At 58.9% G+C, this 16,209-nt stretch carries 14 protein-coding genes; 5 read left to right on the plus strand and 9 right to left on the minus strand.

Annotated elements, in window-relative coordinates:
- Positions 1 to 31 precede the first annotated feature (31 nt).
- Both GOX88_RS04470 and GOX88_RS04475 read right to left on the minus strand, forming a co-directional pair.
- Positions 32 to 1,252 carry an N-acetylmuramoyl-L-alanine amidase gene (locus GOX88_RS04470; protein ID WP_170399706.1) on the minus strand — a complete coding sequence of 407 codons (1,221 nt, stop codon included), beginning with the start codon at positions 1,250 to 1,252 and terminating at the stop codon, positions 32 to 34.
- Between the two features lie 66 nt (positions 1,253 to 1,318).
- The gene (locus GOX88_RS04475) at positions 1,319 to 2,482 is read right to left on the minus strand and encodes a pyridoxal phosphate-dependent aminotransferase (protein WP_170399708.1); all 1,164 of its coding nucleotides are present in this window, start codon (positions 2,480 to 2,482) and stop codon (positions 1,319 to 1,321) included.
- Here GOX88_RS04475 and GOX88_RS04480 point away from each other — a divergent pair.
- Both GOX88_RS04480 and GOX88_RS04485 read left to right on the plus strand, forming a co-directional pair.
- A complete protein-coding gene (locus tag GOX88_RS04480; protein ID WP_170399711.1) occupies positions 2,481 to 3,863 on the plus strand; it encodes a M48 family metalloprotease in 1,383 nt (460 codons plus the stop codon). The two genes, GOX88_RS04475 and GOX88_RS04480, sit on opposite strands and share 2 nt — an antisense overlap.
- Positions 3,860 to 4,618, plus strand: a complete 759-nt coding sequence (locus tag GOX88_RS04485; protein WP_170399714.1) for a DsbA family protein — start codon at positions 3,860 to 3,862, stop codon at positions 4,616 to 4,618. Before GOX88_RS04480 ends, GOX88_RS04485 begins: the two co-directional genes overlap by 4 nt.
- A 34-nt stretch (positions 4,619 to 4,652) precedes the next feature.
- On the opposite strand, the gene GOX88_RS04490 is transcribed toward GOX88_RS04485, so the two are convergent.
- A complete protein-coding gene (locus GOX88_RS04490; protein WP_170399717.1) occupies positions 4,653 to 5,480 on the minus strand; it encodes a hypothetical protein in 828 nt (275 codons plus the stop codon).
- A 243-nt stretch (positions 5,481 to 5,723) separates the two neighbouring features.
- Here GOX88_RS04490 and GOX88_RS04495 point away from each other — a divergent pair, with 243 nt between their 5' ends.
- Positions 5,724 to 6,605: an FkbM family methyltransferase gene (locus tag GOX88_RS04495; RefSeq protein ID WP_170399720.1), complete on the plus strand. Its 882-nt coding sequence runs from the start codon at positions 5,724 to 5,726 to the stop codon at positions 6,603 to 6,605.
- A gap of 85 nt (positions 6,606 to 6,690) precedes the next feature.
- On the opposite strand, the gene ispG is transcribed toward GOX88_RS04495, so the two are convergent.
- The 3 genes from ispG to hemA form a co-directional block, all read right to left on the minus strand.
- Positions 6,691 to 7,812, minus strand: a complete 1,122-nt coding sequence (gene ispG / locus GOX88_RS04500) for a flavodoxin-dependent (E)-4-hydroxy-3-methylbut-2-enyl-diphosphate synthase (protein WP_170399723.1) — start codon at positions 7,810 to 7,812, stop codon at positions 6,691 to 6,693.
- Between the two features lie 70 nt (positions 7,813 to 7,882).
- On the minus strand, positions 7,883 to 9,091 hold the full coding sequence (locus tag GOX88_RS04505) for a helix-turn-helix domain-containing protein (RefSeq protein WP_170399726.1): 1,209 nt from the start codon (positions 9,089 to 9,091) through the stop codon (positions 7,883 to 7,885).
- 128 nt (positions 9,092 to 9,219) lie between these two features.
- Positions 9,220 to 10,443, minus strand: a complete 1,224-nt coding sequence (gene hemA / locus GOX88_RS04510; RefSeq protein WP_170399729.1) for a 5-aminolevulinate synthase — start codon at positions 10,441 to 10,443, stop codon at positions 9,220 to 9,222.
- 322 nt (positions 10,444 to 10,765) lie between these two features.
- Here hemA and GOX88_RS04515 point away from each other — a divergent pair, with 322 nt between their 5' ends.
- Positions 10,766 to 12,151: a M20/M25/M40 family metallo-hydrolase gene (locus tag GOX88_RS04515; RefSeq protein WP_170399732.1), complete on the plus strand. Its 1,386-nt coding sequence runs from the start codon at positions 10,766 to 10,768 to the stop codon at positions 12,149 to 12,151.
- 55 nt (positions 12,152 to 12,206) lie between these two features.
- Here the strand turns inward: GOX88_RS04515 and lpdA are convergent, their stop codons facing one another.
- Positions 12,207 to 13,601, minus strand: a complete 1,395-nt coding sequence (gene lpdA / locus GOX88_RS04520) for a dihydrolipoyl dehydrogenase (RefSeq protein ID WP_170399735.1) — start codon at positions 13,599 to 13,601, stop codon at positions 12,207 to 12,209.
- A gap of 215 nt (positions 13,602 to 13,816) precedes the next feature.
- Between lpdA and GOX88_RS04525 the strand changes: the two genes are divergently transcribed.
- The gene (locus GOX88_RS04525) at positions 13,817 to 14,251 is read left to right on the plus strand and encodes a hypothetical protein (protein ID WP_170399738.1); all 435 of its coding nucleotides are present in this window, start codon (positions 13,817 to 13,819) and stop codon (positions 14,249 to 14,251) included.
- On the opposite strand, the gene GOX88_RS04530 is transcribed toward GOX88_RS04525, so the two are convergent.
- Together GOX88_RS04530 and GOX88_RS04535 are read right to left on the minus strand one after the other, a co-directional pair.
- Positions 14,248 to 14,826 carry a DUF924 family protein gene (locus GOX88_RS04530; protein WP_170399741.1) on the minus strand — a complete coding sequence of 193 codons (579 nt, stop codon included), beginning with the start codon at positions 14,824 to 14,826 and terminating at the stop codon, positions 14,248 to 14,250. The two genes, GOX88_RS04525 and GOX88_RS04530, sit on opposite strands and share 4 nt — an antisense overlap.
- A 109-nt stretch (positions 14,827 to 14,935) precedes the next feature.
- Complete coding sequence (locus GOX88_RS04535) at positions 14,936 to 16,207, minus strand: MFS transporter (protein WP_170399744.1); 1,272 nt, start codon at positions 16,205 to 16,207, stop codon at positions 14,936 to 14,938.
- Between the last annotated feature and the right edge of the window lie 2 nt (positions 16,208 to 16,209).

Here is a 16,209-nt window from a genome sequence, read left to right on the forward strand (position 1 = left end):
TGGCCGATAATAGCCGGTTTATGCCGCAGGGTCACTGGCCAATCAGGGACCGTTTGACCAGATCGTCCTGCCGCCATTGCTCCAACCCGTTCAGGATACCAAGCGCCATATCCCTGCGCCATTCAGGATTTTGGATGTTTTTCAGGTCTCTGGGACTGGACAGAAATCCAAGCTCGACCAGGACCGAGGGGATATCCGCGGCCTTGAGTACCGAAAACGACGCCGTACGGATCGGACGGCTGTTCATCGGCCCGCCCTGCTGTGTCATTCCATCGGCCAGCGCTCGCGCCAGCGCATCGGTGCGAGGCCGGGTTTCCTGCCGGGCAATGTCCAGCAGCACGTCCGCCACCTGATCATCCGCGCCGCTGAGGTCCACGCCCGAGATCAGGTCGCCCCGATCATGCCGCTCGGCCAGTTTATGACTGGCCACGTCCGAAGCGTCGTCGGACAGCGTATAAACAGCCGCCCCATGAGCGCGGCCTTCCGACAGGATATCCGCGTGCAGCGAGATGAACACATCCGCCCCCGCCCGGTGCGCCAGCGCGATGCGGCGTTCCAGACTGACGAAATGGTCATCCACACGGGTCAACACCACCTGATAACCCCCTGCCCGCAATAGCGTTTCGCGCAATTCGCGCGCGAAGGTCAGCATCAGGGTTTTCTCATCCGTGCCCCCGGCCTCGGCCCCCGGATCGATGCCGCCATGGCCGGGATCCAGCATAACCAGCAAGGGGCGCGTGCCATCACGGCCGGGTTTGGCCGGTGTCACCGCGGGCTCTGGCAGGTCCCAGCCCGGCTGGCGCGGGGCACCGGCAGAGGCGGTGAAACTGTCGAAATCCGTTCCACTCAGGTGCAGCGACAATCGCGCAGCCCCGGTGACCTGATCCACCCGCAAATCGGCAGTCTCAACAGCCAGCGGCGCGCCAAGCTCCAGCACCATCCGCGACCAGCCCGGGACGTAGGCCCCGAACTGAACGCCACTGATCCGGTCGGATTGCAGGAAGGTGTCGGCGTCCAAGCCGGTCCAGTCGACCTCCTGAAAGTCCAGAACCATGCGGTAGGGATCCCGCAGGGTAAAGACCCGGTACGGCACCCCCTGGCTGAGGCCAAGGTCGATGCGAACACCAGCGCGGCCGTCATTGGTGATGCGGCTTTGATCCGGCAACACACGTGCAAGCGCACTGAAGTCGTGCGCAAGCGCAGCACCGGTCAGCGCCCAGATCAGCGCGATGGCGTAGAAAATCCTGCTCATGGCCTCAAGTTTTCCCGAGATCGTTTGACCGCCAGCCTAGCCGACCAGCGCAATTTTGTGAACGCCCTACGCCTGCTCGGTGATTGCACCGCGCTCGGCCATGAAACGACGCAGCCGCAACAGGCCTTCCTCGATATCCTCTGACAACCGCGCGTATGAGAACCGCAGGGTGTGGTGCCCGCGCGCCGGGTCGAAATCCAATCCTGGCGTGACGGCGACCCCGGCCTTGTCCAGAATCTCGGCCGCAAAGGCGCGGCTGTCATCGGTCAGGTCGGACACGTCCGCATAGACGTAAAAGGCCCCGTCAGGCGGCGCGATATTAGTGAACCCAGCCTTGGGCAGCCCATCCAGCATCAGCGTTCGGTTGCGGCGGTAGACGTCCAGATTGGCCTGCAACTCCTCCTCGCAATCCATTGCCGCCAGCGCGGCCACCTGACTGGCATGGGGGGCGCAGATGAACATGTTCTGGGCGATACGCTCAACCACGCGCACCTGATCCTCGGGCACGACCATCCAGCCAACACGCCAGCCGGTCATCGAGAAATACTTCGAGAATGAGTTGATCACATAGCAATCATCCGTCAACTCCAGCGCAGTGACGGCTTTGGCCTCATACTCCAGACCGTGGTAAATCTCGTCACTGATGAACGAGGCTCCCTGCCCGTGCGCGGCCTCGATCAGCGATCCCATCGCTGCGTGATCCAGCATGGTACCGGTGGGGTTGGCCGGAGACGCCACCATCAGCCCCTGCAGGTCCAGCCCGGCGAAATCCGCGGGCACCGGCTGCAACCGGTTTTCCGGCGCAGTTGGCAGATCGACCGGCACCAGCCCCAGCGCCTTGAGAATCTGTCGGTACGACGGATAGCCCGGTGCGCCGATGCCAACACGATCCCCGCTGTCGAACAGCGCTGTAAAAGTCAGCAGAAACCCGCCCGACGACCCCGGCGTGATCACCACGCGTTCGGGATTCAGGTCGACATTGTACCACTCACCATACAGCCGTGCGATCCGTTGCCGCAGTGCTGGCAGGCCCAGAGCGACCGTATAGCCCAGCGGGGCTTGTTCCATCGCCTTGGCCAGCGCGGCTGTCGCCCCTTTGGGCGCACCTGTTCCGGGCTGTCCGACCTCCATATGGATGATGTGGCGCCCGGCCTCTTCAGCCTTGCGCGCGGCCTCCATCACATCCATCACGATGAAGGGATCGACCCCGGATCGGGTTGAGTTTCTCATGCCCATCTCCCATGTTGCAGCCATGGCTTTTGAACGCTTATCCAGGGTGGCGTCAATCCCGACCCTGTTGCTGGTTGCAGCGACATGGATGGTAAGTGCTGTGCCCTCGACCGCGCAAAGCCTGATCCGGGACCCCGACATCGAGTATGGGCTGCGTGAACTGGCCTTTCCCGTCCTGCGCGCGGCCGGGCTGAACACCAACCGCGTTCGGATTCTGGTGGTCAATGACAGCACGTTCAACGCCTTCGTGATCGACTATGGCGCGATCTACGTGAACTACGGGCTGATTCTGACCGTTGAAAGCCCCGAGATGCTGCAGGCCGTCATCGCCCACGAGGCCGCCCATATCGCCAATGGTCACCTGGCCCGAAGGGTGGAAAACCTGCGCGCAGCACAGCGAAATGCAGGCTTGGGCACTGCACTTGCCCTGATCGCAGCGGCTGCTGGCGGCGGCGAGGCTGCGGCGGGCATTGCTGCGGGGACCCAAAGCGCCGCGTTACGCAGCTTTCTGGGGCATACCCGGGCCGAGGAATCCTCGGCTGACCAGAGCGCCGCCAGCTATCTCAGATGGGCCGGTATCTCGCCCAGCGGCATGGTGGCCCTGCACCGCAAATTCGCGGGTCAGGAATTGCTGAGCACAATCAATCAGGACCCATATATGCGGTCCCACCCCACCAGCCGGGAACGTCTGCGCGCCGCCGAGGCGTTTATGGAACAGTTCGGGGACAAGGCGAAGCCGAACCCGAACACCGATTACTGGTTCGCACGCGTCAAAGGCAAATTGTCGGCCTTCCTGCGGTCGCCCGGCTGGACCTTGCGCCGGGCCAAGGAAGAAAGCGCGCAGGATATCCGCCTGATGCGCGAGGCCGCAGCCCATCACCAAAACCGCGATCTGGCCAAGGCCCGCGCGGCGATAGACGCTGCGCTGGCCATTCGTCCGGAGGACCCGTTCTATTACGAACTCAAAGGCCAGATTCTGCTGGAAAACCGACAGGTCCAGGAGGCAGTTGCTGCTTATGGCCAAGCGGTTGAAATGGCGCCGAACGATGCCTTGATCCTTGCTGGATACGGACGGGCCATGCTGGCGCAGGGGCAGACAAAGGACGCCCTGCAAGTGCTGGAAAAAGCAAGAAACAGAGATTACCGGAATGCCCGACTGATGCAGGACCTTGGGGTCGCCTACGCAAAGGTCGGGAACAATGGCATGGCCTCGGCCGTGACCGCAGAACGATATGCCTTGCAAGGCCGGATGGCCGATGCGGGCATCCACGCAAAACGCGCTATCCGGCAACTGCCCGAAGGGTCACCGGGTTGGCAACGGGCACAAGATGTGTTGATTGCATCAGAGCGCGCTACGAAAGCAAAAAGGAAACGGAAATGATCCTCAGACATGCAGCACCCGCCCTTCTGGGGCTTTCCATGATCACCGGCCCGGCGCAGGCGCTGGACCTGAATGCGCTCAGCGAGGCCGAAAAAGCCGAGTTCGGCAAACAGGTGCGCGAATACCTGCTGGAAAACCCCGAGGTGATCATCGAGGCGATCGACATCCTGGAACAGCGCAATGCCGCAGCTGAAGCCGCAGCCGACAAAGAGTTGGTTCAGGCCAACGCCGATGAGCTTTTCAATGACGGATACAGCTGGGTTGGCGGCAATCCGGACGGCGACATCACTCTGGTCGAGTTCATGGATTATCGCTGCGGCTACTGCCGCCGGGCCGTGCCCGAAGTGGCCAGCCTGCTGGCTGCGGACGGCAACATTCGTCTGGTGATCAAGGAACTGCCGATTCTGGGCGAAGCCTCGGTCATGTCGTCCCGCTTTGCCGTCGCCACGAAACAGGTCGCCGGTAACGATGCCTATAAGCAGGTTCATGACGCCCTACTGGAATTCAGCGGCGAACCGACCGAGGTTACCCTGCGCCGCATTTCAGACGGCCTTGGGCTGGACAGCGACGCGATCATCGCAGCAATGAACAGCGATCAGGTCACCGACGAAATCGCGCAGACCCGCGCTCTGGCGCAACGGATGAAGATCTCCGGCACGCCGTCCTTCGTACTGGGCACCGAAATGCTGCGCGGTTTTCTTCCTGCCGCTCAGATGCAGCAGATTGCAAACGGTGTGCGTAAAGACCAGAGCTGATGGCCAGGGGGCGGCCTGACCGCCCCTTCCCCACTCACAGGCCTGACATCAGTTCAGCTCGGGCGACGTACTTGTCGTCAAACCGAGCAAACCCATCATCCAACCAAAACCGAAAGCTGGCCATTGGCGACATGTGGTCAAAACTGCGCGTGGTCTGCAGATCGGTGCCAGTTGGTGTTTCCTCGAACGTCCGCGCCATTGTTCCGCTTGAACCGCTCGTGCCCTCTTTGGCGCTCAGAGCCTTAAAGCGCATCCCGAATTGCACCCCAGGTTCAAACTGTTCTATGGTTTGCAACTCTTCAACACGGGTCAGGTCGTCGACCTGCGACACTTCCACAAAACTCTCGCCCGGCTCCACCCATTCAATCGACACCGTGCTTTCGTCTCCGTAAGTGTCCACTGTATCGGGCGTCACGACGAGGAATGGCCAAAGCTCTTCAGGTGAGAGACGAGTCCTGACTTTACTGTAAAATGTTCTGCTGCGGGCCGGAAAGAACCGATCTACCCAACCGCCACCGTAAACAGCGAACGTCACCTGACAGATCATAATGACGACGACAAAAATGAAGAACTCGGAAAAGCTGCTGTCCAATTTTTCGACAACAAAAATTATGCAAATCACCGGCAAGGAAAATGCCACCGACTCCGTTGCTGTACGGACGTTTGGGAACAACAGCGCGATAGTCATCAGCACAGGCGTCAAGAGCACTAGGAATGCCACTGCGCAAGCCAATTGAAAGGGTATTCCAAACACAAATCGGTCTTGGTTGATACCGGCGACAAGCCCCGCGATGAACATCATTAATGCAATAGCGACCAGTCTGCGTCTTTCACGGTAAAGGCGACGTTTAAATGAAATCACAAAACACTCCAATCAACTATAACGTGTTGTGAAAGGCGATTGAGGCATAAGTTTGACAAGCACACTGCCGGCTCGTCCCGAGATTCAGACATTCCCAGCAGGTACAGCATTCAGCAATAACCAGCGCGTTTTTCAAACCGCCACCTCCTGCCTGGGTTCAAGTTCACAACTTTTGTATTGATCGCTTCCTTGGTCTCAGGCATTGAACGCAGCAATGAATTTGATCCAAAGCCAGAGGCACGCATGAGCAATAATAGAAAATCAGGTTTGTCCCGAGCAGCCGCCAAGGTGCGCGAGGCCGGTCGTGCTCTTCGTGGGAAAAACGCGCCTCTGAGCAACCTAACCGGGGTCGAAACAGCCACTGAAGCGCCGCTTCCCGCCGCGGATCAGGGCATCATCGTCGATATCGGCATGAATGACGGTACGGACTCGTACTACTATCGCAAAAGGGGATTCCAGGTCATTGCTGTTGAGGCCATCCCCGACCTTTGTGCAGCAGTGTCCAAGAAGTTTGACGAGCTGGGCCTTGATGGCGTCGACATCAAAAACTTCGCGATCACCGACTCGGATGTGGACGAAGTCACATTCTATGTGAACAAGTTTGATACCGAGTGGAGTTCGGTCGACGAAGAGATCGGAAGCCGGGCAGAAGGTGCCGAAAAGATCGTTGTACCGGCGATTGATGTCTCGAAGCTGCTTAAGGATGTTTCGAAACAGATCCGCTATGTCAAGATCGACATCGAAGGGCTGGACAATGTGGCCCTGGCGCAAATCATGTCCTTGCCGGATCGGCCACCATATATTTCGGTCGAGAATGGCAGCTCGGATATGCTGCAGACTTTGTACGAGAACGGGTACGACCGGTTCAAATTCTCGAACCAGAAGTACACGCATTATCAGACCATTCCGCCCTACTCGCCGCATGGCAAGGTCTTTGACCATCAGTTCCCTGACGGGGCATCCGGCCTGTTCGGAGAGGACCTTGAAGGTGAATGGCTGTCCTATGAGGACGCAATGAAGGTTCAGAAAGGCCTGAATCTGGCTGCGCAGCACGCGCCGAACAACCTGTTTGCGGTTGTCATCGGCTGGTTTGACCTGCACGCCAAACATTCTTCCGCCAAATAACGCTGTCTGCTCCGCCTTTTGGGCGGGTGCAGCAAACTTGCCGTGCCGTGTTCGCAATACTCGGCACGGCCGAAACCTCAGATGCCTATTCGGCCGCTTCCTGTGCCGCGTCCAGCTCGGCCGCTTTTTTCTCGACCTCTTCGACGATGTGATCGATCATCTGGTCGTTGGACATCTTGTGGCTGGCTTTGCCCGCCAAGTAGACCATACCCGACCCGGCCCCACCGCCGGTAAAGCCCACATCAGTCATCAGCGCCTCACCCGGGCCGTTCACCACGCAGCCTATGATGGACAGGCTCATTGGTGTCTTGATGTGCTCCAGCCGTTGCTCCAGCGCCTCGACCGTCTTGATCACGTCAAATCCCTGCCGCGCGCAGGACGGGCACGAGATGATATTCACACCGCGATGGCGCAGACCCAGGGATTTCAGAATTTCGTAACCGACCTTGACCTCTTCGACCGGATCGGCAGACAGGCTGACGCGGATCGTGTCGCCGATCCCCATCCACAGCAGGTTGCCCAGACCGATGGCCGATTTGATGGTGCCGGACACCAGCCCGCCGGCCTCGGTAATGCCCAGATGGATGGGTGCGTCGGTGGCCTCGGCAATACCCTGATAAGCGGCGGCGGACAGGAAGACGTCGCTGGCTTTCACGCTGATCTTGAAGTCGTGAAAGTCGTTGTCTTCCAGAATGCGGATATGTTCCAACCCGCTTTCGACCATCGCCTCTGGGCACGGCTCGCCATACTTCTCAAGCAGGTGCTTTTCCAGACTGCCCGCATTCACACCAATCCGGATCGAACAATTGTGGTCGCGCGCGGCTTTGATGACCTCTTTGACGCGCTTTTCATCACCGATATTGCCGGGGTTGATCCGCAAACATGCGGCACCGGCCTCGGCTGCTTCGATCCCGCGTTTGTAGTGGAAATGGATGTCGGCAACGATCGGCACCGTACTTTCGCGGACGATCTCTTTCAACGCTTTCGAGGATGCTTCATCCGGGACCGAGACACGCACGATATCCGCGCCCGCCTCTGCGGCCGCCTGTACCTGCGCCACGGTCGCCGCCACGTCGGTTGTCAATGTGTTGGTCATCGTCTGGACCGCGATCGGAGCATCGCCCCCAACGGCAACGTCACCAACCATGACCTGACGGGATTTGCGGCGATAGATATTGCGCCACGGACGAACGTGATTGAGCGACATGGGGACGGGTCCAAGACAGCCTGAGTTGCGCTTTAAATAGTCCGCCTAAAGGGGCATCGCAATGGCTAGATCACTCGGCAGGAGTTTCGTCTGTCTGCGCCTGAAGTTCGGCCACCAATTGCTTGAGCGCGCTGTTCTGGTCTGCTTCGAGATCGGCAACCGCATAGGTCTCGGCAACCGCATCCTTGGACAGGACCACACCTTTGGCGACGGTTCCCGGTGCACCAGCGGGTCCGTAATGTTCACCATTCATCGAGAAGAACACAGACCCCGAAGCCCCCGCACGCAACAGCGGCGGTTCTTCGGTCAAAGGCACTTCGAAGACATTGCCCTGCTCGACCGTGCCCAGAGTACCCTCGAAAATCACGCTGCCATCTGCGGCGGTGACCCGCATCCAGGCCGGGTTGACCGCAACGATCTTGAGCGTTGTGTCAATCTTTTCGACCACCTGCGGCAAGGCCGGGCGTTCAACGGTGTGAACCTCGGCCACTTCGACCTTGGGCAATTCCTGCGGCTGGAAGGTTCCAATCGTGCGCGGATCAAGCGTGGAAATCGGTGCGTCGCGGGCAACCAGAACCGGAACGTCCAGGGCTTGCGGACGATACAGACGGTCCAACGCCTCGGCGCTGGAGGTATCGGCGACGGCAACCTCGGTCGGGACGGCACCCGCCGCATCCAGCGGATCGAGATCAGACAGAACCACCGGGGCTTGCTCAACCGGACTGACCTGCACTTGCTGAATCTTGTTCAGGACCGACCAGCCGCCATAACCAATACCGCAAATCACGGCGATCAGAACCAGAGACGAGCCAATCGCCCGCGGCTCTATCTGGCTGACGAGGGATTCCTTGCCCGGAACAAAGGGAGTGTTGGGCGAGGTGAAGGGATCGCGCCCCATCGGCCCCCGCGCGGCTACGCCGCCCGAAGGCTTGCGGACAACCGATGCCTCGGCCGACATGCCATGCGCCACCTCGAATCCGCTTTCCTTGCAGAAGGCGGCAAAGGTTTCATCCGGGTTCATGCCCAGATAACGGGCATAAGAACGCACATACCCGGCGATAAAGCCGGGTGTGTCAAACGCATCTGGATCAGCGTCTTCTATGGCAGCAATGTAGTTGGCCTTGATCCGCAATTCCCGCTGCACATCCAGAAGAGACTTGCCCATGGTTGCGCGTTCGCCGCGCATCCTGTCGCCAAGCCGTACCTCATAGTCATCAAAGCCCTTCGGCCTGACGTCGGTATCACCTTCGGAATCGCGCTGAGATCTGCGCCCAATCATCCCTGCTGCCCCATTCTGCCTGCGCGTGTTTCGCGCCACCGGCGAATCGTCCCATTAACGATTCGTCCGTTGATTTTGTTAGCCTAAGCTTAACACGCGGCAAACACGTTGCACACTTTGGTGTAAGGTTATCCGGCAAGTTCGGCGCGATTTAGCGCACAATGTGACCAAAGTTCGTCCATCGCTTGCACCAGACGGTTCATTTCGTCCGGCCCATGCACAGGCGAAGGGGTAAAGCGCAGGCGCTCGGTCCCGCGGGGCACAGTCGGGAAATTGATCGGCTGCACGTAAATGCCGAAATCATCCAGCAGACGGTCGCTCAGGATTTTGGTGTGCACCGGGTTCCCCACGATCACGGGAACGATGTGGCTGCCGTGGTCGATCAGCGGCAGGCCCAAGCCTTTGAGCCGCAGTTTGAGGATTTTCGCCTGTGTCTGATGCTGCTCGCGCAGTTCAGGCGCAGTCTTGAGATGCGCAACAGACGCTGCTGCCCCCGCCGCGACCGCCGGCGGCAGCGAGGTGGTAAAGATGAAGCCCGGCGCGTAAGAGCGCACGGCGTCGCACATTTTCTCACTGGCCGCGATATAGCCGCCCATGACACCATAGGCCTTGGCCAGCGTGCCGTTGATGATGTCGATGCGATGCGCCAGATTATCACGCTCGGTCACGCCGCCACCGCGTGGGCCGTACATTCCAACCGCGTGAACTTCGTCGATATAGGTCAGGGCACCGAATTCGTCGGCCAGATCGCAGATCGCCTCGATCGGGCCAAAATCGCCATCCATCGAGTAAACCGATTCAAACGCGATCAGCTTGGGTGCTTTGGGATCGTCCGCCTCCAGCAGCTCGCGCAGATGTTCAACGTCATTGTGACGGAAGATGCGCTTGGCGCCACCGTTGCGGCGCACGCCTTCGATCATCGAGGCATGGTTCAGCGCGTCGGAATAAATGATCAGACCGGGAAACAGTTTCGGCAACGTGCTCAGCGTCGCGTCATTGGCAATATACGCGCTGGTAAACAGCAGCGCCGCCTCTTTGCCGTGCAAATCCGCCAGCTCGGCCTCAAGCTGTTTGTGATAGACTGTGGTGCCCGAGATATTGCGTGTACCGCCCGACCCCGCACCAGCCGCGTCAACCGCATCGTGCATCGCGTTCAGGACAACCGGGTTTTGCCCCATGCCCAGATAGTCGTTGCCACACCACACGGTGATGTTTTGCTGCGACCCGTCCGGGCGCGTCCGCACCGCATGTGGGAAATGGCCATTCCGGCGTTCGATATCGATAAAGGTCCGGTAACGTCCTTCATCATGCAGCTTGGCAATCGCTGTATCGAGCTGAGCAGTATAGTCCACCGGTGTCTCCTTACCTGCCCGACCAATGCCGCCATCGGCCGGACATCCTGTTCTGACGCCTGCGTCGGACGAATCCGAGTGAGCGCCGATGCGTTCCCTTGTGCCCACGACGTATAAACAACATTGGGATCACATATTTGATTTGCATCAAATATCCCGTCGCACTGGTTCCGACAAGTAAAGTTACGGCTATCGGACGCGAGGAAACGACGCAGGCCCGTGCCAGCGTTTCCGATATTATACCACATTCCCTTCAAAGCGCACTGGACGGCGCCGGTGGCGCTGATAGGGTTTCGGCAAATCTCAAAAGCAGGAGTACCCCATGTCGCTGGACGCTGTTCTGAACCGCATTGACGCCGATCTGCAAACCTCGATCGACCGCCTGATGGAACTGCTGCGCATTCCGTCGATTTCCACCGACCCAGCCTATAACGCGCAAGTGGATCAGGCCGCAGATTGGCTGGTTGCCGACCTGCAAAGCATTGGCATTGCAGCCGAAAAACGAGAAACACCCGGCCACCCGATGGTGGTTGGCCATGTCGGAGAGGACAGCGACGCGCCGCATGTCCTATTCTACGGGCATTATGACGTGCAGCCGGTCGACCCGCTGGAACTATGGAATCGCGCCCCCTTCGATCCGGCGATCGAAGACACCGAAAACGGCCCGGTCATTCGCGGCCGCGGTTCATCGGACGACAAAGGCCAGTTGATGACCTTTGTCGAAGCCTGCCGGGCGTGGAAAGCGGTGCACGGTACCCTGCCCTGCCGCATCACCTTTTTCTTTGAAGGCGAAGAGGAATCGGGGTCCCCGTCGCTTGTGCCGTTCCTGCGCGAGAATGCCTCCGAACTGAAAGCCGATCTCGCTTTGGTCTGTGATACTTCGATGGTGTCGCGGGGCGTGCCGTCGATTGCCTCGCAACTGCGTGGGATGCTCAAGGACGAATTCACCATCACCGGCCCGCGTATCGACCTGCACTCGGGCCATTACGGCGGCCCCGGCCTGAACCCGCTGCGGGAACTGTCGAAGATCGTCGCCTCGTTCTATGACAACGAAACCGGGCGCGTCGCGGTGGAAGGCTTTTATGAAGGTGTCCACGAAGTGCCCGCCGACCAGCTACGTCAATGGGAAGGCTGCGGGTTCGACGAGGCTGAATACCTGAACTCGGTCGGGTATTCCCAACCACATGGCGAAAGAGGTTACTCGACGTTAGAACAGCAATGGGCCCGCCCGACGCTTGAGGTCAACGGCCTGTGGGGCGGCTATAACGGCGCAGGTTCAAAGACCGTGATCCCGTCGCAGGCGCATTGCAAGATCACCTGCCGTCTGGTCGGCGACATGGACCCGGATGCCCTGCGCGACAAGGTCCGCAAACATGTTGAGGACCGCCTGTCGCCCGACGCAAAAGTCGAATGGGACAATGATCTGGAAGGGTCCCCTGCCTCGGTCATGAATCTCGACCGCCCCGAGTTCGAAGCCGCCCGCGGAGCGCTGTCGGACGAATGGGGGCGTGAGGCCGTGTTCACCGGTATGGGCGGATCAATCCCGGTTGTGGGGTATTTCAACACTGAACTCGGACTGGATTCGATGCTGGTCGGCTTTGCCAATGACGACGACGCTATCCACTCACCAAACGAAAAATACGACGTGAAAAGCTTTCACAAAGGCATCCGGTCCTGGGCCCGTATTCTGGATGCGCTGACCCGCTAAAGAAAAAAGGCACCGCCGAATTGGCGGTGCCTTTGACACGGGTAGTTGCCCCGGATCACATATGGATAACCTTCCCATATGCGTCCAAAACGCTTTCGTGCATCATTTCCGACAGCGTCGGATGCGGGAAGACGGTGTTCATCAGGTCCTCTTCCGTGGTCTCCAACTGGCGACCAACCACATAGCCCTGAATCAGTTCGGTCACCTCGGCGCCAATCATGTGCGCGCCCAACAATTCACCTGTTTTGGCATCGAAAACCGTCTTGATCAGACCTTCAGGCTCACCCAGTGCGATGGCTTTGCCGTTGCCGATGAAGGGGAAGCGGCCCACTTTGATCTCATAACCCAATTCCTTGGCTTTCGCCTCAGAGTACCCGACCGAGGCCACCTGCGGCTGACAATAGGTACAGCCTGCGATGCTTTCGGGTTTCACCGGGTGCGCATGTTTGCCTGCAATCAGCTCGGCAACCATAACGCCCTCATGGCTGGCCTTGTGCGCCAGCCAAGGCGCGCCTGCAATGTCACCAATGGCATAAAGGCCATCAACACCGGTGCGACAGAACTCATCGGTGACCACATGGGTACGGTCGATCTTCACGCCCAGAGCTTCAAGCCCCAGGTTTTCAACATTGCCCACGATCCCAACGGCTGAGATGACGGTGTCAAAGTCGTGTTTCTCGACCTTGCCCTTCACCTCGATATGCGCGGTGACCTTGCCCTTGGCCCGGTCCAGCTGCTTGACCATCGCTTTTTCCATGATGGTCATGCCCTGCTTGGTGAAGGCTTTTTTGGCCAATGCACTGATTTCGGCATCTTCGACCGGCAGAACGCGGTCCATGACCTCGACCACGGTCGTATCTGCGCCCAGCGTGTTGTAGAAGCTGGCGAATTCGATGCCAATCGCGCCCGAGCCGATGACCAGCAGTTTCTTAGGCATCCGCGGCGGTTGCAGTGCGTGCTTGTAGGTCCAGACCAGATCACCGTCCGCCTCAAGACCCGGCAGTTCGCGCGCCCGCGCGCCGGTGGCCAGAACGATATTCTTGGCGGTCAGCTCTTCGGTGCCCTTTTCGGTTTTGACCGACACCTTGCCCTTGGCGGGGATCGTGGCCTCACCCATTACCACCGTCACTTTGTTTTTCTTCAGCAGATGGCCGATACCACCCGACAGCTGCGCCGCCACACCGCGCGAGCGTTTGACCACAGCGTCCAGATCATAGCCGATCTTGTCCGCTTTCAGACCGAAATCCTTGGCGCGTTCCATCAGGTGGAACACTTCGGAGGACCGCAGCAACGCCTTGGTCGGGATACAGCCCCAGTTCAGGCAGATACCGCCCAGATGCTCACGCTCAACCACGGCAGTTTTCAGGCCCAACTGGGCCGCGCGGATAGCCGCCACATAGCCGCCCGGACCGGCGCCGATTACGATCAGATCAAAAGATTGTGCAGCCATGTTTTCCTCTCGGCACAGGTCGAATGAAAATTAGTTTACCATTAAACTAAATCCCGCAACGCATCAACACACCTCGTCCGCGACAAAAGCGACGCAGGGTCAACAGCACCAGTTTCTGCAGAATTCAGCCTATACCGGGCCCGTCTCAATGGCTAGAACATAGGGGCCGGGCCCGCCCGCTCATTCCTTAACCCAAGTCATTAGAAAGGGTTACCATGGCCAAAACACTAAAGGACCTACTGCTTGCTCTGCTCAACGCCACTCTTATTCTGGTGGCACTCTGTTTGTTTCTGGGGTGGAAGCTGGCATCGACAGTTGAAGGCATCACCACGGTTTTTGAAGAAAAGCTTCAGATCATTGCGCCTCTCAAGGACGAAATTCGCGGTGTTCGGGGCGAGCTTGCAGCCCTGCGCAGCGATCTGACTAACCTACAGACTGATGGCTCTGTGACAGATATCGCCGAGAAAGTACGGATATCCACGGCGTTGGTCACCTTGGATAATCTGGAAGCGAGAATGCAGGATTCGCAGGCCCGCATCGCGGAAATCACCGAGTCCCCGGATAAGCTGATTAACACTGCAATAGAAAAATCGGCCGACGTGATTGCCGACCGAGTAATTGCTGTTCGGGGATGTGTGCCGTCGTCCTAGCCGGCGGCTTGCAGTTCCCGCACCGTGGCACCGTACCCGCCCATGTCGACATAGGCCGCTTCGTGCGCAGTCATCGGGCGCTCAAGCGCCTCGTTGCGATATGGGAACCGTCCGAATTTGCGGATAACCTCGCGATGGGCCCTTGCGTGCAACAGGTTGCTTGGATCGCTTTCCGTCATGTTCTGACACATCAGACGGACACAGCGCTCCTGATCGCACAGGTTTTCCGAGTGCATCATCGGCAGGTAAAAGAACTGACGCGCCGGTTCGTCGATCTTGAGGTCCCACCCCTTGTCCACCGCGCATTTGGCGGCTGACAGGGCCGCGCGGTCCGACGAGAACGCCTTGGCGCTGCCGCGGAACATGTTTCGCGGGAACTGATCCATCAGAATGATGTAAGCCAGTGCCCCGCTGGGATAGGTCAGCCAAAGAGAGAACTTGCCTTCATTCGCGGCTTCCCAGGTGGTCAAAAACCGTTCGCGAATCTTAGCATCCAAGGCGTCGTCTTGCAGATACCACCCCTCGGGGCCAACCTCATCCAACCAAAAACTCAATACGTCTTCAGGCCCTACCATTGCCCTTACTCCGTCGTGTTGCCCTCCCCAGGGACGTAAGGTCATTTAAGGACGTTTTACAGATTTGTAACAGTAAAAAATTGCAACACTTGCGTCATAATCTTGTGTCCTAGGCAACATCTTGCGTTTCCTGTTCAGCTTCGGCGGCTTCGATGGCCACTTCTTGGGCCACCTCAAGCGCGACCGGAGAGGCCGTCGGGTAGAATGGCGACATCGTTCCGGTCTCATCAACCGGGATCGCGGCACGCTGTGTGGTACGGTAGAGCGCATAGGCCGCCATGATGACCAGCAAGCTGGCGATAAACAGGAAGAACCCCGAAGGACCAAAGACGGCATCCCCCATCAGCCAACCGGTGATTAGCGGCCCCGCAATGGCGCCAAGCCCGTTGATGAACAACAGACCGCCCGAGGCGGCAGCCATGTCTTCGTGGTTGAGAAAGTCGTTCGCGTGGGCGATCAGCAGCGAATAGAGCGGGTTCGACATGCCGCCGATCACAAAGGCCGCCCCCAGCAGGATCGGGAACGTGACCCCAAATATCATACCCGCAAACGCCGCGCAGGCCCCCACACCCGCAACCAGCATGATCAGAAAGCGGCGATCCATGCGATCCGACATCCAGCCCAATGGATACTGCAGCACCAACGCGCCGATATAGAAGGAAGCAATAAAGGTCGAAATCTCGACCAGCGTCAGCCCCGATCGGGCACCGTAAACGGATGCCATGCCGAACTGGGCCGAAAACACTCCGCCCAGAAGGAACATACCGACACAGCCCAGCGGAGAGCTGTTAAACAACTCTCGCAGCGTCATTGGCTTGGTCGTGTCAAACGCCGGAGTTGGTGAAATCGACAGGAGGATTGGGGCAAAAGAGACCGAAACCAGGATGGACGCGATTACAAAAGTGTCAAACCCGGCCGGGTCACTCAACACCACCAACCCCTGCGCACTGATGATGCCCGTCATCTGAAAGATCATATACAGAGACAGCGCCTGACCGCGGTTTTCGTTGCTGGCAGCATTGTTCAGCCAGCTTTCGGCGGTGACATACACGCCGGAAAAGCAGAACCCGATGACGAAACGGCCCAGCACCCAGACAATCGGATTGGTCATCAGCGGGTAAAGGATCATGACCGCCGAGATGAATGAGGCCAGCGCCGCGAACACCCGCACATGCCCGACTCGTCGGATCATCTCGGGGGCAAGTCGTGACCCACCCAGAAAACCCATGAAATAGGCCGACATCACAAAGGACATCTCGAGCGTCGAAAAGCCCTCGATCTCGCCCCGCACCCCCAGGATCGTGCCCTGCAGGCCGTTGCCGACCATAAGAAGCCCCATACCAAGAAGAAGCGCCCACGCGCTGGAAAGGACCTGAAGCATTG

Origin of the sequence: Ruegeria arenilitoris (assembly GCF_013030985.1) — a bacterium.
Lineage (GTDB): Bacteria > Pseudomonadota > Alphaproteobacteria > Rhodobacterales > Rhodobacteraceae > Ruegeria > Ruegeria arenilitoris_B.